Consider the following 22,216-nt stretch of genomic DNA (forward strand, 5'->3'; position numbering starts at 1 on the left):
AAAAATGAGGTTGAGAAAATTTCTCAGCCCCAACCTATATGCAATTTTCTATAAGCCATGTTTTGTTCCAGAAGTGACTAGGACCACTTCTTTCGATAATCATCTGTCTACCACTAACAGCTAGAAGCTGCTAGCAGTCAGAGTACTACGTTCGTTTCCGCGCACTCCATGCCCCGACCAAAATTTGGGTTGCTAGCTTGAGGGGTTTACCGCGTTCCACTCTCTCTGTTTCCAGAGAGACTTCGTCACTGTGGCACTTTCAGAGCTACTAAAACATATCCGAAAACTTAGTCTATTCACTCGCCGTAACGATTTCTCGTCCCTAGGCTTATGGTTTCGCCTAGCACAAACACTACAGGCATCACAGCCTGTGCTAGCATGGACTTTCCTCATGAAAAGATAAACTCTCCACGCGATTATCCAAAAATTGCACAACTGTATGATTCTTAGAAATCAGAATTTTCTACGATTTGTTTTCCAAATACTTCTTTTTCAAGACGATTCAAGCGTTTCAAGATATCAAAGTTAGTCATAGAAGTCGTACTTCCAAGCTCAGCAGGCTCAGACGTTACAGATACAGGTTCCACTTGAGGTTTGTTCGCCAATTGTTCTTTCAATTCTGCGACTTCCAAGCGCAATGATTTAACCAACGCTGCATAAGTTTCATAATCCTTGATAACGTCATCTAAGAATTCATCTACCTCTGCTTTACTGTATCCACGTACTTCTCTTCCGAAATCCTGCTCAAAAATATCCTTTGCTGTAAAAATAATACTTGCCATGTCTCTCTCCATTCTCAGTTACTAGTATTATTATATAAAAAAAGGCAAACAAAAAGCAAGGTCAAAGCCTCAATTTTCGGAAAAATTTTCGGCTATTTCGTTTAAATCCTCAAATGTTAATCTTTTTGTAATATAGTTGTCTTTCTTTTTCATCAGTTCGTAAAAAAATCTCAGTTTTGTTTCGTTTTCTTGATCATAAAAAAGATAGGCTCCATCTGTATTTTCAAGTAAAAAAATCTGGTAATCTCTCAATTGGCTTTTATGCTCATAAGCCGGATAGGCATACTTGATAAAATCGACCTGTTTAAAATCACTCAATTTGATCTGATTTGCTTCATTCCAATTCGATCCATGTGTTTCAAAATCAAAAATAGTCGCTAGTTGAAATCCATAGTCATCTTTCATTTCCTTGGCGACTTCTAAAACCCAATGTTCAAAACCAAGAGAACCTGTAAACACTAGCCATTGCAACCCTTCCTCAGCCAATCTTTCCAAATCTCTTCGAATGGCTTTTTTGATAATTTTTAAGCGAATGTCCTTTTCGTTAAACACTCCCAAATCAAAAGCTGAGTATCCCAAAACCAAGGCTGTATGCATTTTTTCACCCTTTCTGAAAACCTTTGTGGTATAATAGAGTGATGTTATTGTACCAATAAGGAGGACTATGGTCAACTATCCACATAAACTTTCATCTAAACCAAGCAAAACTTCTCTACCTCAAACTAAAAATTTCGCAAATCGAGGTATGAGCTTTGAAAAGATGATTAATGCTACCAATGACTACTATCTATCACATGGAATAGCAGTCATTCACAAAAAGCCAACCCCTGTTCAGATTGTTCGGGTCGACTACCCTCAACGGAGTCGCGCTAAAATTGTTGAAGCCTATTTTAGACAAGCTTCAACTACTGACTACTCGGGTGTTTATGAAGGATTTTACATCGATTTCGAAGCAAAGGAAACCAGACAAAAAAATGCTTTCCCGATGAAGAACTTCCATTCTCATCAGATACAGCATATGGAACAGGTTCTTGAACAAAAGGGAATTTGCTTCGTCCTAATCCATTTTTCTTCTTATCAGGAAACATATTTATTACCGGCGATTGACCTTATCCGTTTTTTTCAACAGGATATGGGGAAAAAATCAATGCCGCTTGATTATATTCGAGAGCATGGTTATGTGATTGAACAACAAGCCTTCCCTCAAATACCTTATCTCGATATCGTCAAACAACATTTACTAGGTGGTAAAACAATATGAACAAACAACTTATCTGGCGCATTGCTAAATATCTAGGAATTGGATTTTTAGCAGCCTTTATTGCTGCAATATTGATTGGTGGAAGTGTCTTCTTCTACTATGTATCTAAAGCACCAGAACTTTCTGAAAGCAAACTTGTCGCAACAACTTCAAGTAAAATTTACGACAGTAAAAACGAATTGATTGCTGACTTAGGAGCCGAGCGTCGTGTCAATGCTCAAAGCAATGAAATTCCTATTGAACTAGTCAATGCAATTGTCTCTATCGAAGATCACCGTTTTTTTAACCATAGAGGAATCGATAGCATTCGAATAGCTGGAGCTTTCCTGCGAAACTTAACTAGTAGAGGTGGCCTCCAAGGTGGTTCAACCTTGACGCAACAGTTGATAAAATTAACTTACTTTTCAACTTCTTCGTCAGACCAAACAATCTCACGTAAAGCCCAAGAAGCTTGGCTAGCTATTCAGTTAGAAAGAACTGCAACTAAACAAGAAATTTTGACATATTACATCAATAAGGTATACATGTCAAATGGTAACTATGGGATGCAAACTGCAGCTCAAAGTTACTATGGTAAAGATTTAAAAGACCTATCAATTCCACAACTTGCTCTTCTAGCCGGAATGCCACAGGCACCTAACCAATACGATCCTTATTCTCACCCAGAAGAAGCCACTGAACGTCGTAATCTAGTCCTATCAGAGATGCAAAAACAAGGTTATCTAACTGCAGAGCAATACGAAACTGCTATAAATACACCAATCACTGATGGTTTACAAAGTCTTAAAGGAAGCAACTCCTATCCTCCATACTTAGACAATTACCTCAAAGAAGTGATTGAACAAGTTGAAACAGAGACAGGCTACAACCTTTTAACTACTGGAATGGATGTCTACACCAACGTAGACCAAGATGTTCAAAAACGACTCTGGGATGTTTACAATACTAACGAATATGTCGAGTACCCAGACGATGATTTTCAAGCTGCTTCTACTATCGTAGACGTTACAAATGGTAAAGTTATTGCTCAGCTTGGTTCACGTCACCAAGCTAGTAACGTATCTTTCGGTATTAACCAAGCTGTTGAAACTAACCGTGACTGGGGTTCTACCATGAAACCAATCACAGACTATGCTCCTGCATTAGAGTATGACATTTATGACTCTACTGCCTACATGCTCAAGGATGTACCATATAACTTCCCAGGTACTAGCACTCCAGTCTACAACTGGGATAGGGGTTATTATGGTAATATTACCCTTCAAACTGCTATCCAACAATCGCGTAATGTCCCAGCCGTTGAAACTCTCGATAGAGTTGGACTCGATAAAGCAAAAGGTTTCCTAAATGGATTAGGCATTGATTATCCAACTATGGTATACGCAAATGCAATTTCAAGTAATACGACCGAATCAGGTAAACAGTACGGTGCAAGTAGTGAAAAAATGGCTGCAGCTTATGCCGCATTTGCGAATGGTGGTACTTATTATAAGCCAATGTACATCAACAAAGTAGTATTCAGTGACGGAAGTTCTAAGGAATTCTCCGACCCTGGTACTCGTGCTATGAAAGAAACAACAGCTTATATGATGACCGAGATGATGAAAACAGTACTATATTATGGAAACGGTACTGGTGCTTACATTTCTTGGTTACCTCAAGCGGGTAAAACTGGTACATCAAACTATACTGATGCTGAAATTGAGAATCATATCAAAACCGATCAGTATGTCGCTCCTGATGAAATGTTTGTTGGCTATACACGTAAATACTCAATGGCAGTATGGACTGGTTACTCCAATCGATTGACACCAATTGTTGGTGACGGATTTAGAGTTGCTGGTAGCATCTATCGTTCAATGATGGAATATCTCGCTGAAAATGATCACCCTGGTGATTGGACAATGCCTGAAGGTCTTCATCGAAGTGGTGGATATGTCTTTAAAAATGGCGCTCGCAATAACTGGACGAATCCAACAACCCAACAACCTATAGTGACTGAGGCCCCAATCGTTTCTACAGAAGACACAACTCATGAAACGACTCATGAAACAACAAACAATGCAAATAATGCAAACAACGCAATTAATGCAAATACTAACGAGCCAAATATAAATAGAAATCCTCGATAAACCGAATTCTTTTAGAATATAAAAAAATGGAGTTAGATAACTAACTCCATTTTTTTATTTTACATGGTTAGCAAGATCTTCTTGCGCTTTTTTATTAGATTCTTCTTTTTCTTTCTTCCATTTATCTTGAGCTTTTTGATATTCTTCAGCAGTTACTGGTTTATCTTGAAGTTCAAGGTACTTGTACAAGAGGGCTTCACTTGTTCCCTTGTTACCTGAGTAAGCAAATGGAAGAGTGTATGGCACCATCTTAGACAACATTGGACGTCCAGTTTGGGAAGTTGTTGGAATAATCAATGCACTATCTGTCAACCAAGCTTGAGCTGCAGCATATTTGTCATAACGTTTTGAAATGTCAGTGTTTTCATTTCCAGCTTCAACAACCATCTTTTCGTAGTCTTCCAAACCAACTTGTTTGGCAGCGGCGTTGTTTGTACCAGAATCAAATCCTAGATAAGTCTTAGTATTTTCACCGACTGATGGTTTGATGATATCAAGGTAAGTAGATGGGTCGATATAGTCTGGTGACCAACCAACGTTATCTGAGAGATCCCAATCTTCTCCAGCAGCTGTTTCAGCAAAGTAGGTAACATTGAGAACTTCATCTTTTTGAAGTTGTTGGATATCAACAACTACGTTGTCAGCTCCTAATGTTGCTTCAAGTGATTGTTTTAACGATTGAACACGTTGTACTTTTGTAGTACTTGTTTGGTCAACTGGCATATCCAAGTGAATTGGGAATTGAACACCCTCTGCTTGGAGAGCTGTCTTAGCTTTAGCAAATTCTGCTTTCGCTTTTTCAGGATTGTAAAGACCATCTTGAGCGTCATCTAGATTGACATCTTTCCACTCATCACCATAGCTTACTAATTTTTCTTTAACTAAGTCACCAAAGTTTTTACCATCAACTTGAACAAATGTTGGTGGTACAAACAAGTTACGAAGAAGTTTTGTTGCTCCACTTTCTCCATTTACTTGAGAAGCATAAGCAGTTCTATCAAAACCAAAGGCAAGAGCTTGACGGAAATCTTTGTTAAGGAGAGCTTTTTTAGTTGATGTCTTTTGCTCATCTGTAGTCTTAGAAGTGTACTTGTAAGACTGACGGTCAATATTTGTCCCAACTAAGTAAGTTGAAGAATCTTGAGGTGTATAAACGATGTTGTCTTTAAACTCTTTTTCGAGTTCAGGATAACTTGCACTTGTTGGGAAGAGACGAGCCATTGAAAAGCTTCCATCTTTGAAGTTTTCTGCAAGTTTGTTATTGTCTTGACCATCCCAGAATGATAGTTTTACTTTATCAATATGAACATTGTCCTTATCCCAGTAGTTTGGATTCTTTTCGAATTCTACTGAAGATTTAGCTACCAATGATTTCAACAAGTAAGGACCGTTATAAAGGATACTGCTTGGATCTGTTGCTTTGGCAAAGTCACTTCCTTTTGAAGTAAGAAATTCTTCATTGACCGGTGCAAGAACACCCATAGTTGTCTTAGAGTTCCAGAAGCTTTCTGGTTTATTCAAAGTGTATTGAACAGTTTGATCATCAATTGCCTTGATTCCAACTTCTGAGAAGTCTTTTACTTCACCTTTAACATAAGCATCAAGACCTTTAATGGATTCTTGAACAAGATAAAGGGCTTCTGACTTATTATCAGCTGCATATTTAAGACCTGTTACAAAGTCTTGAGCTTTCACAGGTGCATACTCTTCACCTTCAGAAGTGTACCACTTAGCATCTTTACGAATTGTATAAGTGTAAGTCAAACCATCTTGAGATACTGACCAGTCTTCTGCCATAGATGGCACGAAGTTCCCGTAACGGTCATTCTCCATCAAACCGTCAACAACATTACTTGTGATATTAGCAACCGCAGCCTTACCTGTTGTCAGATAGTTGAGGCTGTCTGGATCTGTTTCATAAACGTAAGAAAAAGTTTTCTCACCTTTTGCACTAGAGCCTGAACCTGAACAAGCTGCCAAAACACCTGACGCTAACAGAGTCACTCCTGCTAGGGCCATTACTTTTGAAAATTTCATAATAAACTCCTTTATGACTTTTTATACATTATAGTCCCTTTTCAGCCATGTGTCAATACAATTTTCAGAATTTTTCAAATTGATTCGAAAATATTTTCTTCCTCTATTTCTAATATGAAAATCTTTTTAGGAAAATTTCAATCATTGACATTTATCAACTATATCTTTATGATATAATGAAAGAAGAAAGTTGAAAGGAAATACCATGTCAAAAGAAGTTATTGTTGAAAGTTTTGAACTAGATCATACGATTGTAAAAGCTCCTTATGTCCGCTTGATTGGAGAAGAGACTGGACCGAAAGGAGATATCATTTCTAACTTTGATATCCGCTTGGTTCAACCAAATGAGGACTCTATCCCTACTGCTGGACTTCATACTATTGAGCACCTCTTGGCTAAGCTAATCCGTACTCGCATCGACGGTATGATCGATTGTTCACCATTTGGTTGTCGTACAGGGTTCCATATGATTATGTGGGGACGTCATTCTAGCGCTGAAATCGCAGCTGTCATCAAGGATTCATTGAAGGAAATCGCTGAAACAACAACTTGGGAAGATGTCCCAGGAACAACTATTGAATCTTGCGGAAACTACAAGGATCACAGCCTCTTTTCTGCTAAGGAATGGGCAAAATTGATTCTCCAACAAGGAATCTCAGACGATGCCTTTGAACGTCATGTCATCTAATAATAAAAAAAGAAACCAGCTTTTGAACTGGTTCCTTTTTTTATTTTCTAAATCTTGATTTAGGCTTTTTCACGAATGACCAAAACACCATCTTCCATGTCAGCTTCTAGGTGTTTAGCATCAAGGTTATCCAAGTGGAAGTCTGTGACTTTGTCACGGATTTGTTGTTCAACCACACGTCGGAGTGGACGAACACCCATGACTTCATCGTAGCCTTCTTCAGTCATGTATTCTTTAGCAGCTTCGCTCACTACCAAGTCAATGTCTTTCTTAGAAAGCGTCTTGTTAACTTCAACCAACATAAGGTCTACAATCTTAGAAAGATCTTCTTTGCTCAAGTGTGAGAATTCGATGACAGCATTGAAACGGTTCAAGAATTCTGGACGGAAGTAAGGTTTCAAACGATCCATAAGTTCTGGTTTATCAGCATCTTCTGTCAAGTTAGCTTCGTAACCAAAGCCTGCGTTTGAAGTTGCGATAATCACCGTATTCTTGAAGTTGACAGTGTTACCTTGACCATCTGTCAAACGACCATCGTCCAAAACTTGGAGAAGAAGAGTGATGACTTGAGGGTCAGCCTTTTCAATCTCATCCAAAAGTACGATTGAGTATGGATTGCGGCGAACACGTTCTGTCAAGGTATTGTTGTTGTCATCGTATCCAACATAACCTGCAGTTGTACCAATCAATTTAGATACGGCTGTACGGTCGCTATATTCTGACATATCTAAACGGATGATAGCATCTTTCGTTCCGAACATATCAAGAGCCAATTGTTTAGCCAACTCAGTTTTACCAACACCAGTAGGTCCTACAAAGAGGAAGCTACCGATTGGACGGTTACCTTCATCAAAACCAGCACGGTTACGACGGATAGCTTTTGCTACTGCTTCAACAGCCTTGTCTTGACCAATAACTTTCGTTTGCAAACGGTGACCCATATCTTTCAATCGTTCGATATCGGTTGCACCCATTTGTGATACTGGAATTCCAGTCATCCGTTCGACAGACTCAGCTACATCATTTACAGTAGCTGTAACCTTGTGATCTTCTGTATGATTAGCAATTTGCTTTTCAAGCTCTTCGATACGGACTTTTGCATTTAGAGCTGCTTCGTAATCTTCTTTAGCCGCAGCTTCTTCTTGTTTAGTTTTTTCCGCTTGAATTTCGTGCTCAACTGCATGTACATCTGTAACTGGGTGTTGTGCTGCCAAGTGAGCAGCTGTCACATCCACAAGGTCAATAGCCTTATCCGGCAAGCTACGTTGTGGAATATATTGAACAGAGTAATCAACGGCAGCTTTCAAGACTTCATCTGGCAAAATAACATTGTGGTGTTGTTGATAAAGATCTCGAATGCCTTGAAGAATCTTGAAGGTATCTTCAGCAGATGGAGCATTAACCTTCACTTCGTTGAAACGACGAGCAAGGGCTGCGTTTTTCAAGATGGTATTACGGTATTCATCTTGAGTAGTTGCACCAATCACTGTCAATTCACCACGTGAAAGAGCTGGTTTCAAGATATCTGCAAGACCTTTAGACCCTTGACCATCACCTGTGCTACCAGCACCAAGGATTTGGTGAATTTCGTCGAAGAAAAGGATAATATTTCCAGCTTCTTTGACTTCGTTTACCAAGTTTTGAATGTTTTCTTCAAAGCTACCACGGTATTGAGTACCAGCTTCAAGTCCAGAAATATCAATAGAAATAATCTCTTTGTTCTTGATTGCTGCAGGAACGTCACCGTTCACGATAGCTTGGGCCAATCCTTCTACTACTGCAGTTTTACCAACACCAGCATCACCGACAAGAACTGGATTATTCTTTGTGCGACGAGAAAGAATTTCAGAAGTTTCTTGGATTTCTTTATTACGTCCAATAACCGGATCTAACTTACCTTCACGTGCTTCTGCTGTTAAGTTACGTCCAAGTTTTGCAAGAATCCCATCTTGTTTCATACCTTTACCTTGAACGTACTGAGCTTGTTCACTTCCTTCGCTTGGAAGTTGACCGGTTTGACGGTAAATAGCGAATTCTTCAGGTGTTACTTCACGGCCGTTAATCAAGTAACGACGATTTTCTGAACTGTATCCACGCATACCGCCCATCAATTGGTTAAATAAATTATCCATGTTGTTAAAGTTATTAAAGTTGTTATTCATATTTCATACCTCGTTTATTTTCAAATTTACTCAGCCAAAATAATTTGACTTTCTCTGACCTTTGTTTCAAAAAATTTAGACTAGCTATTTGCTACTCTACGTATAATTTCAGGTTTTTCTTTATCCAATACAGGTGTTTCGATTGGACTTCTAAAAATACTAATGTTAACCATAGGTTGTACCTCTTTTCTAGGTTTTACCCATACTTTGATCTTAAGATACTATATACAATCACCTTAAAATCAAGGTTTTCTAAGGACTTTCCTTATCCTTATGTTCTTAGTATATCACTTTGGTCAGTTTTAGTCAAGAGATTTGACCAAATTTGACTAATTTTTTTTAAAAAATTTTTATAATAAAAAAACCAGTCAGAGTGACTGGTTTTTGATTTACTATTTATAAATCTTAGCTCAATGCATCATCCATTGAAAGAACTTCGTGGAAGACACGTTGTGTTAATTCAGTTTTTTGTTCCGGAGTGAGGTATTTAGTGTTTACACAGTATCCAGAGATACGAACGATTACGTCTTCACCTGACATGATTTTTTCGTAAACATCGTTCAAGTCCATAACGTTCAAGTTAACGTGTTGTCCACCGTTTTCGAAGTAACCATCAAGGATTGTTACCAAGTTATCAACTTGTTCGTCACGAGTTTTACCAAGAGCACGTGGTGAAACTTGAGTTGTCAATGAGATACCATCAGCTGCATAACCAAAGTCAAGGCTAGCAAGTGAGTTCAAGTTTTGCAACCATCCACCTTTAGCTTTGTTAGATGGGTTCGCACCTGGTGAGAAGAATTCAAGTTTAGACAAGTTCACAGAACCATCTTCGTTGAGGTATACACCTTTGTGGACTGGTGAGTTACCAGTTTGTTTAGAGTAAGCAACGTTAGATGTGATTGTCAAAAGTGATACTGTAGCTTCTGCATCTTTGTAAAGTTTGTGGCTACGTAGACGAGTTGTGTAAGCTTCGATCAACCATTCTGCCAATTCGTTTGAACGTGGGTCATCTTCACCCCAACGTGGGTATTCACCGATTGTTTCGTAATCGTAGATGTAGCCATTTTCGTCACGGATTGGTTTAACTGTAGCGTACTTGATAGCTGACAATGTATCAACAGTGTTAGCAAATCCACAGATACCGAATCCCATGTTAGCACGTTGTTTAGTTGGCAAGAAGGCCATTTGAACAGCTTCATAGTTGTACTTATCAGTCATGTAGTGGATGATGTTCAAAGCATCTACGTAAGTGTCAGTCAACCAGTCAAGAGATTTTTCAAAGTTTGCTTTAACTGATTCGAATTCAAGAACTTCGTCACGGATTGGTTCAATGTCAAATACTTTATAGTCTTTATGAACATCGTCGTAACCACCGTTCAAACCAGTAAGAAGAGCTTTAAGAACGTTAACGCGAGCACCGAAGTACTGGATGTTGTGACGTTGTTCTTCGTTTTCTGGGTCAAGTGGAGACACACAACATGAGATACAGCTCATTTCACCGTATCCATCTTTAGCCATTGTTGTAACACCTTCGTATTGGATTGAAGAGTGTTTGTGGCTCATGTGCATACAGTAGCGACGGAAGTTGTATGGCAATTTGTCAGTCCAAAGAACTGTCAAGTTTGGTTCTGGAGAGTTACCGATGTTATCAAGAGTGTTCAAGAAACGGTAGTCCATCTTAGTAACACGGTGACGACCGTCGTTACCCATACCAGCCATAGAAGTTGTGATGAAGGTTGGGTCACCTGAGTACAATTGGTCATAAGCTTTTGTACGAGCAAATTTAACTGTACGAAGTTTCATAACGAAATCATCAATAAATTCTTGGATTTCTGATTCAGTAAATGTACCACGAGCAAGGTCACGTTCTGCATAGATATCCAATACGATTGGCACACGTCCTAGAGATGTAGCTGCACCGTTGATAACACGGCAGACAGCCATGAAGGCAATGTTTACCCATTGGATAGCTTCTTTAACGTTCATCGCTGGTTTGCGAACGTCAACTCCGTAAAGATCACCCAAGCGTACAACTTGTTGCAATGCTTGATATTGAAGGTTGATTTCTTCACGAAGACGGATTGTTTCTTCATCGATTTCTTCGATTGAGTTCCAATCGTTCACTTTTTCTTGCATCAAGTAGTCTGCACCGTAAAGAGCAAGACGTGCATAAACACCGATGATACGTCCACGTGAGTATGCATCTGGAAGACCAGTTACAGTGTGAGCGTGACGAGCACGACGGATGTTTGAAGTGTAAGCACGGAAGATACCGTCGTTAACTGTTGTTACATATTTAGTAAAGATTTCGTGAACAGCTGGGTCTGGCTCGTATCCATTTTCTTTCAAAGTAGTTTCAGCCATACGGATACCACCTTTTGGCATGAAGTTCAATTTAAAGAGTTCGTCATTTTGGATACCAAAGATAACCTCGTTTTCTTTGTCGATGAATCCTGCAGGGATGTCAGCGATAGACGTTGGACGAGTGTCCATTGGGAAACGAGTTTCTTCGTAGTGTGCTTTAGTTTCTTCTACGATTTTTTTGATGTGAAGTGAACGCTCTGTTGGTCCTGCAAGGAAGCTTTCATCTCCATCATAAGGTGTGTAGTTAGCTTGTACAAAGCGTGATACACTTGCTTTTTCTTTCCAGTCAACACCTTTAAAGCCTTCCCAGGCTTTGTCAAAAATGTCCTGTGCTTCAACAACTGTCTTAACAACCATGTTAATGTCCTCTTTTATCTTTCTAGTAACAGTAATCTGTTACATTCATATATTCAGTATAACACACAGTAAACGATTTCAACAAGTGAAATCACACTTTTTAGACACTTTCTTTTATAATACAGTTGTTATTTTAGTGCAAACTGTAGTATATTTTTGAAAAATAATTAGCTATTTCCTATTTTTTCAGAAAAAAGGTATAATAAGGCTAGAAAAACTACTAAAGAAAGGCCATTTCATGCTGATATTTCCACTGATGAATGATTTATCCCGTAAAATTATCCATATTGACATGGATGCCTTTTTTGCTGCTGTAGAAATTCGTGACAATCCTAAACTTAAAGGCAAACCCGTTATTATTGGTAGCGACCCTAGGAAAACAGGTGGTCGGGGTGTTGTTTCAACCTGTAGTTATGAAGCCAGAGCATTCGGCATTCACTCAGCTATGAGTTCAAAAGAGGCTTATGAACGCTGTCCTCAAGCTATTTTTATTTCTGGGAACTACGAAAAATATACTACTGTTGGCCAACAGATTCGAACTATTTTTAAACGATATACGGATAAAATTGAACCCATGAGTATCGACGAAGCTTATCTAGATGTAACTGAAAACAAGCTTGGTATCAAATCTGCTGTTAAAATTGCTCGTTTAATTCAGCAGGATATCTGGAATGAATTACAATTAACAGCTTCTGCTGGTGTATCATACAATAAATTTTTAGCTAAAATGGCAAGTGACTATCAAAAGCCTCGTGGTTTGACAGTCATTCTTCCTGATGAAGCTGAAGATTTTCTCAAACAAATGGATATCGCTAAATTCCACGGTGTGGGCAAGAAAACAGTTGAAAAACTCCATCAAATGGGTGTATATACAGGTACTGACCTTTTAGAGATTTCTGAAATCACTCTCATTGATCGTTTCGGAAGACTTGGCTTTGATCTATATCGTAAGGCTCGAGGTATAGATAACTCTCCTGTCAAATCAAATCGTATCCGTAAGTCTATTGGTAAAGAAAAAACTTACAGTAAGATTCTAAGTCTAGATGAAGATATTAAAAAAGAGCTAACTCTCCTTTCGGAAAAAGTTTCTCTTAGTCTTCAAAAATATGAAAAAAGTGGTAAGATCGTCATTTTGAAAATCCGCTATGCTGACTTTTCTACTTTAACAAAACGAAAAACACTGAATCAACAAACACAAGACTCTGAAAAAATTGCTCAAAGTATTATCCAACTCTACGAAACACTGAGTGATAAAGACAAGGGAGTCCGTTTATTAGGAGTCACTGTGACTGGATTTTAAAAACCTTGAAGGAATCTTCCTTCAAGGTTTTTTTCTTATACAAATAGTCGAATGAAGCTATAAAGTAGTAATACACTACCAAGGACAATACGGTATTTACCAAACACTGTAAAGTCGTGTTTTTTGACATAGCTGGTCAAGAAACGAATGGCAACCATGCTGACTGCAAAAGCCACTACCATGGCTACCAAGAGCAAGAAGAATTGACCAAAACTCAAGACTTCTCCAGCCTTGATGAATTTAAAAATCTTCAAAGCGCTGGCTCCAAACATAACTGGAATTCCTAAATAGAAGGTAAATTCTGTCACCACTGAACGACTAGTCCCATTCAACAAACCACCAATGATTGTAGCACCAGAACGACTAGTTCCTGGTAAAAGGGACAAAACTTGGAAAAATCCAATATAGAGGGCTGTTTTATAAGGTAATTTATCTAACTCAGTAACTGTTGGCTCAATCGCTTGCGCTTTGTTACGTTTTTCAAGATAGATAAAGGCAACTCCATAAACAATCAACATAATGGCTACTGAAACCTTGTTATGGAAATAGGTATCAAACCAATCATCAAACTTAAAGACTAAGAGAAGAGGAAGAGTCGCCACAAAAACTTTGGACCATAACTGCCAAGTTCTACGAACTTGAACTTTATCCTTACCTGGTTTGAAAGGATTAAGTTTATTAAAGTAGATAACCACAACTGCAAAGATGGCACCAAGTTGAATGACTACGTTAAACAAAGACTTGAAAGCTTCAGTTTGGTCTTTATATTTGACGAATTCTTCCGCTAAAATCAAGTGACCAGTACTTGAAATCGGCAACCATTCCGTAATTCCTTCAACAATACCAAAAAAGATTGATTTTAAAATTTCAAAAAAATACATAGATTACTCCTTTTTCTATCCTCCATTATATCATACTTTTAAAGGCTGTGTTGAGTTTTCTTTAGAAAGCACCAACACTTCCACCACCGCCACCGCCTGAGAAACCACCACCAGAGCTACCGCTTCCGGATGATACAGAAAAGGTACTTGCTGTATTTGCGACACTGGCGTAATGGCTCATTTGCGCTGTTGAATGGTAAAATATGCTATGCCAACCATAGGCTACATAGAGATTGATATCTGGATTTTCAACTTTGATCTGGTGAACCTTCATCAAATGACTAACCTTGTCAGCATATCCAAACAAAGTTGCATACACTAATAGACGATTCCAAACAACAATACTTTCCAATTCAGCCTGATCCAGTCGTGCAATCTCACGTAACATATTTTCAAAACTCGTCCAAAGATAATAGACCTCTGCTCCTACTTCATTTAGAACACCATCACGATTATCTAGTCGAAGCTTCCAATAATAGAAAACAGCCAAAACTAAACCTAGAAAACCAAGTACTGACAAAGGGAGGTAAAAATAAGCATGAACATCTAAACTGTACAAAAACAAACCAAATCCGATAAATAGAGGTAGGATAGTAGAAAGTCCCATACCCACTTGCAAGGCCTTTTCCACACCAGTTAAAGAACGATAGTAATCTGGGAGTCCCAAGAAAGCGACTCGGTCCTTGACCCCTTCTTGCATCTCTTTCAATGCTCTTTCAAAAGAATATTTGAGCTTACGACCTTTTGTTTGAATCCGTTTTTCATCAGCAGCTTTGGCTCCACGATAAAGACTGTCAGATACCTTGTAATCTGCGAACAAATCGGAAAGAGTGGTTTCTTTTTTGCCTGAAAAGGCCAGATTTAGGCAGTCTTTTTCAAAGCTTGATAAACCATCTTCTTTTACCAGCCTCAAACCAACTGCGTCTCCCTCTGAAATAATAGAGACATTCCCACGGTCAATCACATCTAACAAGGTAGCTTGAATAAGTTGGTCAAAGGTGAATTTACCTGCTCCTTTGGTTAGAGGACTCACTTCCTCCAAGGAGGTCGAGTAGACAGTCTCTGATAAAACCATAGGCTCTAATTCCATCGGCGGTTCATAGAGACGATGATTTTTAGCATATTCGACTGAAGGAGTGGTTTTTCTTCTATAGATATAATAGAAGCAGATACTCAATAACAAGGAGATGGAAAGTATTGAAGGAAATACCCAAGTAACGAGTTGTTTACTCTGATCTTTTTCTCTAACAATCGACTCTTCTATATTGTTAAACTCTTCTAAACGATTTCCTTTTAAGCCCTGATCTGTAGCGCTAGCAAAATCAGTTCGAGGCCAGTAGGCATGCAACTCAACTCCGCGCTTAGACGGAAGATTGTCTAAACGAATAGTATAGTCATGACCACTCTGTTCAATCCTTCCCTCTCTATAGAGTTGCCCTGTGTGAAAAAAGAGTTTTTCGGCCCCATTATCTCCCATCACATGAAACTCAAATTTTTCAATAGATTCTGAACTATCTGTTAAGGGTTGCCAATTTAATTCAGCGATATCATCATATAAAAAAAGAAGATTTTTCAATTGCCAGGTAAGTTCCACTTCGACCCTGTCCCCTTCCTGACCTGGATTATAGACTTTAACAGTATAACCATTCGTTTCTTCTGTCACTTCGCTGGTAAGATTTTCGATTTTATGACCATTTTTAGATGCCTCAACCTTTGGCTGAGGATCAATATAAAATCCGCTAGGCATCTTGCCAGCACGTCCAAGTCCCACGATTTGGCCCTTAAAGTCCTCCTCAAACTGATAAACTATCTTCTGTCTAAATTCTGCTGTATTGTCTGCATGAATATACAGTTCTCCCTTATAGGATGGAATGCTGAAATCCACGGCAAAAACCAATTTTGGAACAATTATCAGACAAGTAAATATAAGTACTATTAACCATCTTTTTTTCATAATATAGCCTCTTTTGACTTTTTTCTCATTATATCATTTTTTTACAAGTAAGGGTTTACTAAGATTGAAAAAGTTCCGCTTTTTCGATACAATAGAGGGAGCCATTTTTAGACTAGAAATAGGAGAAAACATGAAAAAATTATGCTTATCTATCCTTGCTAGCTTAGCCCTTACTCTAGGACTAGTTAGCCAGGTCCAAGCCGATGAATATTTACGCATCGGAATGGAGGCAGCTTACGCACCATTTAACTGGACTCAAGATGACGACAGTAACGGCGCTGTCAAGATTGATGGAACAAACCAATATGCTAACGGTTACGATGTTCAAATTGCAAAAAAAATCGCTAAAGATCTGAGTAAAGAACCACTCATTGTAAAAACAAAATGGGAAGGACTTGTTCCAGCTCTGACCTCTGGCAAGATCGATATGATTATTGCAGGTATGAGTCCAACCGCTGAACGTAAGCAAGAAATTGCCTTCTCAAGCAGTTACTATACCAGTGAACCAGTACTTTTAGTCAAAAAGGATTCAGCTTATGCAAACGCTAAAACACTAGATGACTTTAAAGATGCAAAAATCACTTCTCAACAAGGGGTTTACCTTTACGACTTGATTTCTCAAATTCCAGGCGCTAAAAAAGAAACTGCCATGGGTGATTTCGCACAAATGCGTCAAGCTCTTGAAGCTGGTGTCATTGACGCTTATGTTTCTGAACGACCAGAAGCCCTAACTGCTGAGTCAGCAAATGCAAAGTTCAAAATGATTCAGCCTGAACCTGGTTTTAAAACTGGGGAAGAAGATACCTCTATCGCTATCGGTCTTCGTAAGGATGACGAACGTATCAGCCAAATCAATGCTAGCATCGAAACCATCTCTAAAGATGAACAGGTTGCCCTAATGGATCGTATGATTAAAGAGCAACCTGTAGAAGCTACAACTACCGAAGAAAACAGCAGCAATTTCTTTAGCCAAGTTGCTAAAATTCTAACTGAAAACTGGCAACAACTCTTGCGTGGTGCTGGAATCACACTTTTAATTTCAATTATCGGTACCATCGTAGGTCTCGTTATTGGTCTTGCTATCGGTGTTTTCCGTACTGCGCCTCAATCTGAAAATCAATTTATCTACGTCATTCAAAATATAGTTGGTTGGATTCTCAATATCTATATTGAAATTTTCCGTGGAACTCCTATGATTGTACAATCTATGGTTATCTACTATGGAACTGCCCAGGCTTTCGGAATCAACCTAGACCGTACTCTCGCTGCTATCTTTATCGTTTCTATCAATACCGGTGCCTACATGACCGAAATCGTTCGTGGTGGTATCCTAGCTGTTGACAAGGGACAATTTGAAGCAGCTACTGCTCTTGGTATGACTCATAATCAAACCATGCGTAAGATTGTTTTACCTCAGGTAGTTCGAAATATCCTACCTGCTACTGGTAATGAGTTCGTCATCAACATCAAGGATACTTCTGTATTGAATGTTATCTCTGTTGTAGAACTTTACTTCTCAGGAAATACAGTAGCAACACAGACTTACCAGTACTTCCAAACCTTTACTATTATCGCAGTTATCTACTTTGTCCTCACCTTTACAGTAACACGTATCCTACGCTATATCGAAAAACGGATGGATATGGATACCTACACTACAGGTGCTAACCAAATGCAAACGGAGGATTTGAAATAATGAATCAACCCATTCTTGAAATCAAACACCTCAAAAAATCCTATGGACAAAACGAGGTCCTAAAAGATATTTCGCTTACTATCCATAAAGGAGAAGTTATTTCTATCATTGGAAGTTCCGGTAGTGGTAAATCAACCTTCCTACGTTCAATCAACTTACTTGAAACACCAACTGAAGGTAAAATCCTTTATCACGGTGAAAATGTCCTCGAAAAAGGATATAACCTCACTCACTATCGAGAAAAACTAGGAATGGTCTTCCAGTCCTTCAACCTTTTTGAAAATCTAAACGTGCTTGAAAATACAATCGTTGCCCAAACAACTGTACTCAAACGTGATCGCTCAGAAGCAGAGAAAGTAGCTAAAGAGAACCTTGAAAAAGTTGGCATGGGAGAACGTTACTGGCAAGCCAAACCTAAACAACTTTCTGGTGGGCAAAAGCAGCGTGTTGCTATTGCTCGTGCACTTTCCATGAATCCTGATGCTATTCTCTTTGATGAGCCTACATCAGCTCTTGACCCTGAAATGGTCGGTGAGGTTCTCAAAATCATGCAAGATTTAGCTCAAGAAGGCTTGACCATGATCGTCGTAACCCACGAAATGGAATTTGCTCGCGATGTATCACACCGTGTCATCTTTATGGATAAGGGTGTCATTGCAGAAGAAGGCAAACCAGAAGATCTATTTACTAATCCCAAAGAAGAACGTACAAGAGAATTTTTACAACGCTATCTTCGATAAGAAAAAAGACTGCCATTGCAGTCTTTTTTTATATTCCAAAAAATTAAAAGGCAGATTCTTTTCGAACCTGCCTATATCCAAAGACTAATCTTCAAATTTTTCATGATTTTTATTGTAGAAATCAATTAAGCCGAGGGCTGTTTCAAAGGAAATGTTTTTAACTTTTGCACGTCCTTGAGCCAAAGCAATGATAGACATCTCACGCGCATTCGTTTCCTTAGAAATACGATACCCTGTGATCTTCTTATCACGAACCCAGCTAACAACTGCTTCTACTTTTTCAAAGTTAGACTTAGCCATGTTATTCTCCTATTTTTTTCTTTACGCAATTTTATTCTATATGTTTTTATAGTATTTGTCAATTGAAACACATATATTAATAAAGTTATTGCGTTAAGATTATAATTATTTAGCTTTCAAAGCTGATAATATATGGGTTCGAATATCTTCAACTCCATTAGGATTTGCTGGCAAGAATATTGTATTATTTCCTTGTTTATCTGCAAAATTATTCAATGTATCCAAATACTGATTGGTTAATAGGATTGACATAATTTGTTCTTCAGTTAATTCGACATTGGCTCCTTTTAACTCTTTAATAGAATCAGCAAGTCCATCAACAATTGCTTTCCGCTGCTCTGCGATCCCCACACCATGGAGGCGATCTTTTTCTGCCTCAGCTTCTGCCGCTGTAACGATCTTAATTTTATCTGCTTCAGCCAATTCTTGAGCTGCCACTCTCTTACGTTGGGCAGCATTAATTTCGTTCATTGATTGTTTGACTTCTGCATCCGGCTCAACTTTGGTAATGAGCGTCTTAACGATAATATACCCATACGTTGACATTTCTTCCGCTACTTGTTTTTGAACTTCTAATGCAATTTCATCTTTTTTCTCAAACAATTCATCCAAAGTTAACTTAGGAACAGATGAGCGCAATGCATCTTCAATATAAGATTTGATTTGAGCTTCAGGTCTCATCAATTTATAGTAAGCGTCTGTAACGTTTAACTCATTTACACGATACTGAGTTGCGACATTCATAGTCACAAAAACGTTATCTTGGGTTTTGGTTTCAACCACGATCTCACTTTGTAAAAGGCGTAGCTGCACACGAGCTGCAATTTTGTCAATGCCAAATGGTGCCCGTAGATGAATACCACTATTACTTAACTTTTGATACTTACCAAATCGTTCGATAATTGCAACAGACTGTTGACGAACGACATAAACAGAGCTCACTAACACAGCTCCTACAATAAGCATTAGAATCACTAGAACAAGTAAAACTTGTAAAACCATGGGAATCTCCCCCTTTCTTCACTTACATTATAGCACTCGTATATAGGTTAGGCAAATGATATGATAAAAATTTTATAGGATATTAAACAAGCATATTATATAGAGTTTCATTCCCATTCAAGTTAATATAAGACGGATCAAATTTCTCCATTCGGTGAATCAAACCCGCATAATCATGCTTGTTAGCAAGGGCAATCCCGATTAAGACTGGCCCTGTTCCCTTGCTAGCACGTTTAATATACTCAAAACGTGTGATGTCGTCATTCGGTCCTAAAATATCATTTACAAACTCGCGAAGTGCACCTGGACGTTGTGGGAAGTTTACCACAAAGTAATGCTTGATGCCATCATAAATCAAGGCACGCTCTTCCATCTCTGGCATACGGTTGATATCGTTATTTCCTCCAGAGATGATACAACAAATAGTCTTACCCTTTATATAATCTGACAGTACTTCCAAGGCTGCCACACTAGCAGCACCTGCAGGCTCAGCTACAATCCCCTGTTTAGAGTAAAGATCTATCAATGTCTCAGAGATTAAACCTTCATCCACTCCGATGAGCGTTTCAACATTTTTACGGGTTGCTTCATAGGTCAATTGCCCAACCTTCTGCACAGCAATCCCGTCTGCAAACTTATCAATTTCTTTAAGTTTAACCGGACCTCCAGCCTCAAAGGCTGCCTTCATGGAACGAGCTCCGTTGGCTTCTACACCTAGAACTTCAATATCCGGATTCATTTCCTTTATATAAGTAGAAACTCCTGCAATGAGTCCTCCACCTCCTACAGGCACCAAGACAGTATCAAAATCAATGGATTCTTTTCGCGCTTCTTCTAAAATTTCATAAGCTACTGTTCCTTGACCAGCTTGAACATAGGGATCATCAAAAGGATCAATAAACGTACGATTTTCAGCAACTGTATAGTCTTGAGCTGCCTTGGCCGAGGCATCAAAGGTATCTCCTACCAATTTGATAGTTACAAAATCTCCACCAAAGAAACGAACCTGACCAATTTTCTGTTGAGGCGTTGTAATTGGCATAAAGATTGTTGCAGGAATCTTCATCTCGTTACAAGTGTAGGCAACACCTTGAGCGTGATTTCCCGCTGATGCGCACACTACTCCACGTTCACGTTCTTCCTTAGTCAATTGTGAGATGGCATAATAAGCTCCACGAATTTTAAAAGAGCGGACTCGTTGAGCATTTTCTTTTTTGAGATAAATTTTAGCTCCGTATTTTTCTGATAAATAATGATCGTAGTCAAGTGGTGTATTGGCTACGACACCACTCAGAACCTTGTGGGCCTTCACCACATCTTTTGCACTAAGCATAATCTTCTCCTTGATTCTTTTTCAAGATAAAAAGCGGGTTAGGTACCCCCCAACTCGCCTTCTATTTTTATTCTCAAAAATTAGTTGTAGATTTTGAATGCATCATCGTCGTTTTTACCAACAAATGGCATTGCTTTACGCAATTCGGCACCAACCTTTTCAATTTCAAGGTTAGCTGCTTGTTCACGGTAAGCAGTCAATTTTGGACGTCCAGCTTTGTAGTCGTTCACAAAGTCGTTGGCAAATGTACCATTTTGGATATCAGCAAGAACTGCTTTCATGTTTTCTTTCACTTGTTCAGTGATGACACGTGGGCCTGAAACGTAGTCACCGTATTCAGCTGTGTTTGAAATTGATTGACGCATTTTCTTGAATCCACCCTCGTAGATCAAATCAACGATGAGTTTCATTTCGTGAAGTACTTCAAAGTAAGCCAATTCTGGAGCATATCCAGCCTCAGTCAAGACTTCAAAACCAGCTTCGATAAGGGCAGTCAAACCACCACAAAGAACTGCTTGTTCACCAAACAAATCTTCTTCAGTTTCTTCTTTGTAAGTTGTTTCCAAAAGACCAACGCGTGCTGCACCAACCCCTTTACACCAGTCCATAGCGATGTTTTTAGCATTTCCTGTTGCATCTTGGTAGACAGCGTAAAGCGCTGGAACACCAAATCCTTCTTCGTAAGTACGACGTACCAAGTGTCCTGGCCCTTTAGGAGCACACATGAAGACATCTACATCTGCAGGAACTTTGATGAATTCGAAGTGGATGTTAAAACCATGCGCAAATCCAACTGCATTCCCAGCTTCCAAGTTTGGAGCAATTTCTGCTTCGTACAATTCTTGTTGGATTTCGTCTGGTGCCAAAATCATGATAACATCAGCCAATTTAGTTGCTTCTGCTACTGTATAAGTATCAAAACCATCTTCTTTTGCCTTATCAAAAGATTTACCTGGACGAACACCGATGATTACATCGTGACCTGAATCACGCAAGTTTTGAGCATGAGCATGACCTTGTGAACCATAACCGATAACAGCGATTTTTTTACCATCAAGTGCTGCTACTTTTACATCTTTTTCGTATTCCATTTGAACTGCCATAGTTTTTCTCTCTTTTCTATTATTTATTGCCTTTTAGGCTGGTTTAACAAATTTAAGTTATTTTTTACTCAATGAAAATCAAAGAGCAAATTAGGAAGCTAGGCGCAGGCTGTACTTGAGTACG

17 protein-coding genes and 1 other RNA gene are annotated in these 22,216 nt (G+C 38.8%); 6 read left to right on the top strand and 12 right to left on the bottom strand.

Features of this window, described 5'->3' with window-relative positions:
• Nucleotides 1-46 precede the first annotated feature (46 nt).
• The 3 genes from rnpB to ACLNCS_RS02105 all read right to left on the bottom strand — a co-directional run bounded on the left by rnpB (nucleotide 47) and on the right by ACLNCS_RS02105 (nucleotide 1,379).
• Nucleotides 47-428: RNase P RNA component class B (rnpB, locus tag ACLNCS_RS02095), an RNA gene on the bottom strand.
• Nucleotides 429-446: 18 nt separating this feature from the next.
• Nucleotides 447-782, bottom strand: a complete 336-nt coding sequence (gpsB, locus tag ACLNCS_RS02100; RefSeq protein ID WP_006152068.1) for a cell division regulator GpsB — start codon at nucleotides 780-782, stop codon at nucleotides 447-449.
• Nucleotides 783-851: 69 nt separating this feature from the next.
• A complete protein-coding gene (locus ACLNCS_RS02105; protein ID WP_006152179.1) occupies nucleotides 852-1,379 on the bottom strand; it encodes a DUF1273 domain-containing protein in 528 nt (175 codons plus the stop codon).
• Between the two features lie 67 nt (nucleotides 1,380-1,446).
• On the opposite strand from ACLNCS_RS02105, the gene recU reads away from it, so the two are divergent.
• Nucleotides 1,447-2,043, top strand: a complete 597-nt coding sequence (gene recU, locus ACLNCS_RS02110) for a Holliday junction resolvase RecU (protein ID WP_223333591.1) — start codon at nucleotides 1,447-1,449, stop codon at nucleotides 2,041-2,043.
• Nucleotides 2,040-4,175 (top strand): penicillin-binding protein PBP1A, encoded by a 2,136-nt coding sequence (pbp1a, locus tag ACLNCS_RS02115; protein WP_424847013.1) that lies wholly within the window; start codon nucleotides 2,040-2,042, stop codon nucleotides 4,173-4,175. The genes recU and pbp1a overlap by 4 nt, the downstream gene beginning before the upstream one ends.
• Nucleotides 4,176-4,229: 54 nt before the next feature.
• Here the strand turns inward: pbp1a and ACLNCS_RS02120 are convergent, their stop codons facing one another.
• Nucleotides 4,230-6,212, bottom strand: a complete 1,983-nt coding sequence (locus ACLNCS_RS02120) for a peptide ABC transporter substrate-binding protein (protein ID WP_424847015.1) — start codon at nucleotides 6,210-6,212, stop codon at nucleotides 4,230-4,232.
• Between the two features lie 205 nt (nucleotides 6,213-6,417).
• Between ACLNCS_RS02120 and ACLNCS_RS02125 the strand changes: the two genes are divergently transcribed.
• Complete coding sequence (locus ACLNCS_RS02125) at nucleotides 6,418-6,900, top strand: S-ribosylhomocysteine lyase (protein WP_004251981.1); 483 nt, start codon at nucleotides 6,418-6,420, stop codon at nucleotides 6,898-6,900.
• A gap of 59 nt (nucleotides 6,901-6,959) precedes the next feature.
• Here the strand turns inward: ACLNCS_RS02125 and ACLNCS_RS02130 are convergent, their stop codons facing one another.
• Together ACLNCS_RS02130 and pflB are read right to left on the bottom strand one after the other, a co-directional pair.
• Complete coding sequence (locus ACLNCS_RS02130; protein WP_424847017.1) at nucleotides 6,960-9,062, bottom strand: AAA family ATPase; 2,103 nt, start codon at nucleotides 9,060-9,062, stop codon at nucleotides 6,960-6,962.
• A 405-nt stretch (nucleotides 9,063-9,467) separates the two neighbouring features.
• Nucleotides 9,468-11,783 (bottom strand): formate C-acetyltransferase, encoded by a 2,316-nt coding sequence (pflB, locus tag ACLNCS_RS02135; protein ID WP_004251975.1) that lies wholly within the window; start codon nucleotides 11,781-11,783, stop codon nucleotides 9,468-9,470.
• 238 nt (nucleotides 11,784-12,021) lie between these two features.
• On the opposite strand from pflB, the gene dinB reads away from it, so the two are divergent.
• Nucleotides 12,022-13,083, top strand: a complete 1,062-nt coding sequence (gene dinB / locus ACLNCS_RS02140; protein ID WP_424847020.1) for a DNA polymerase IV — start codon at nucleotides 12,022-12,024, stop codon at nucleotides 13,081-13,083.
• Between the two features lie 35 nt (nucleotides 13,084-13,118).
• Here the strand turns inward: dinB and ACLNCS_RS02145 are convergent, their stop codons facing one another.
• Both ACLNCS_RS02145 and ACLNCS_RS02150 read right to left on the bottom strand, forming a co-directional pair.
• Nucleotides 13,119-13,964: an undecaprenyl-diphosphate phosphatase gene (locus ACLNCS_RS02145; protein ID WP_074324377.1), complete on the bottom strand. Its 846-nt coding sequence runs from the start codon at nucleotides 13,962-13,964 to the stop codon at nucleotides 13,119-13,121.
• Nucleotides 13,965-14,025: 61 nt separating this feature from the next.
• Nucleotides 14,026-15,918, bottom strand: a complete 1,893-nt coding sequence (locus tag ACLNCS_RS02150; RefSeq protein ID WP_074324376.1) for a DUF2207 domain-containing protein — start codon at nucleotides 15,916-15,918, stop codon at nucleotides 14,026-14,028.
• 130 nt (nucleotides 15,919-16,048) lie between these two features.
• Here ACLNCS_RS02150 and ACLNCS_RS02155 point away from each other — a divergent pair, with 130 nt between their 5' ends.
• Together ACLNCS_RS02155 and ACLNCS_RS02160 are read left to right on the top strand one after the other, a co-directional pair.
• Nucleotides 16,049-17,614, top strand: a complete 1,566-nt coding sequence (locus tag ACLNCS_RS02155; protein WP_414311865.1) for an ABC transporter substrate-binding protein/permease — start codon at nucleotides 16,049-16,051, stop codon at nucleotides 17,612-17,614.
• Nucleotides 17,614-18,354 carry an amino acid ABC transporter ATP-binding protein gene (locus ACLNCS_RS02160; protein WP_004251965.1) on the top strand — a complete coding sequence of 247 codons (741 nt, stop codon included), beginning with the start codon at nucleotides 17,614-17,616 and terminating at the stop codon, nucleotides 18,352-18,354. Before ACLNCS_RS02155 ends, ACLNCS_RS02160 begins: the two co-directional genes overlap by 1 nt.
• A gap of 84 nt (nucleotides 18,355-18,438) precedes the next feature.
• Here the strand turns inward: ACLNCS_RS02160 and ACLNCS_RS02165 are convergent, their stop codons facing one another.
• The 4 genes from ACLNCS_RS02165 to ilvC form a co-directional block, all read right to left on the bottom strand.
• Nucleotides 18,439-18,654: a hypothetical protein gene (locus ACLNCS_RS02165; protein WP_004251963.1), complete on the bottom strand. Its 216-nt coding sequence runs from the start codon at nucleotides 18,652-18,654 to the stop codon at nucleotides 18,439-18,441.
• Nucleotides 18,655-18,759: 105 nt separating this feature from the next.
• A complete protein-coding gene (locus ACLNCS_RS02170; RefSeq protein ID WP_178895385.1) occupies nucleotides 18,760-19,656 on the bottom strand; it encodes an SPFH domain-containing protein in 897 nt (298 codons plus the stop codon).
• 82 nt (nucleotides 19,657-19,738) lie between these two features.
• The gene (ilvA, locus tag ACLNCS_RS02175) at nucleotides 19,739-20,989 is read right to left on the bottom strand and encodes a threonine ammonia-lyase IlvA (protein WP_070677073.1); all 1,251 of its coding nucleotides are present in this window, start codon (nucleotides 20,987-20,989) and stop codon (nucleotides 19,739-19,741) included.
• An 80-nt stretch (nucleotides 20,990-21,069) separates the two neighbouring features.
• Nucleotides 21,070-22,092, bottom strand: coding sequence for a ketol-acid reductoisomerase (gene ilvC, locus ACLNCS_RS02180; RefSeq protein WP_006147961.1), 1,023 nt, complete (start codon nucleotides 22,090-22,092; stop codon nucleotides 21,070-21,072).
• Nucleotides 22,093-22,216 lie beyond the last annotated feature (124 nt).

It is taken from the genome of Streptococcus sp. CL9.43 (genome assembly GCF_049737935.1).
Lineage (GTDB): Bacteria > Bacillota > Bacilli > Lactobacillales > Streptococcaceae > Streptococcus > Streptococcus infantis_I.

Coding starts and splice junctions, on each gene's coding strand:
- ACLNCS_RS02165 (WP_004251963.1), bottom strand. CDS start 18,654: ATGGCTAAGTCTAACTTTGAAAAAGTAGAAGCAGTTGTTAGCTGGGTT.
- ACLNCS_RS02150 (WP_074324376.1), bottom strand. CDS start 15,918: ATGAAAAAAAGATGGTTAATAGTACTTATATTTACTTGTCTGATAATT.
- ACLNCS_RS02120 (WP_424847015.1), bottom strand. CDS start 6,212: ATGAAATTTTCAAAAGTAATGGCCCTAGCAGGAGTGACTCTGTTAGCG.
- ACLNCS_RS02130 (WP_424847017.1), bottom strand. CDS start 9,062: ATGAATAACAACTTTAATAACTTTAACAACATGGATAATTTATTTAAC.
- ACLNCS_RS02105 (WP_006152179.1), bottom strand. CDS start 1,379: ATGCATACAGCCTTGGTTTTGGGATACTCAGCTTTTGATTTGGGAGTG.
- pbp1a (WP_424847013.1), top strand. CDS start 2,040: ATGAACAAACAACTTATCTGGCGCATTGCTAAATATCTAGGAATTGGA.
- ACLNCS_RS02125 (WP_004251981.1), top strand. CDS start 6,418: ATGTCAAAAGAAGTTATTGTTGAAAGTTTTGAACTAGATCATACGATT.
- ACLNCS_RS02160 (WP_004251965.1), top strand. CDS start 17,614: ATGAATCAACCCATTCTTGAAATCAAACACCTCAAAAAATCCTATGGA.
- dinB (WP_424847020.1), top strand. CDS start 12,022: ATGCTGATATTTCCACTGATGAATGATTTATCCCGTAAAATTATCCAT.
- pflB (WP_004251975.1), bottom strand. CDS start 11,783: ATGGTTGTTAAGACAGTTGTTGAAGCACAGGACATTTTTGACAAAGCC.
- ilvA (WP_070677073.1), bottom strand. CDS start 20,989: ATGCTTAGTGCAAAAGATGTGGTGAAGGCCCACAAGGTTCTGAGTGGT.
- gpsB (WP_006152068.1), bottom strand. CDS start 782: ATGGCAAGTATTATTTTTACAGCAAAGGATATTTTTGAGCAGGATTTC.
- ACLNCS_RS02170 (WP_178895385.1), bottom strand. CDS start 19,656: ATGGTTTTACAAGTTTTACTTGTTCTAGTGATTCTAATGCTTATTGTA.
- ACLNCS_RS02155 (WP_414311865.1), top strand. CDS start 16,049: ATGAAAAAATTATGCTTATCTATCCTTGCTAGCTTAGCCCTTACTCTA.
- ACLNCS_RS02145 (WP_074324377.1), bottom strand. CDS start 13,964: ATGTATTTTTTTGAAATTTTAAAATCAATCTTTTTTGGTATTGTTGAA.
- ilvC (WP_006147961.1), bottom strand. CDS start 22,092: ATGGCAGTTCAAATGGAATACGAAAAAGATGTAAAAGTAGCAGCACTT.
- recU (WP_223333591.1), top strand. CDS start 1,447: ATGGTCAACTATCCACATAAACTTTCATCTAAACCAAGCAAAACTTCT.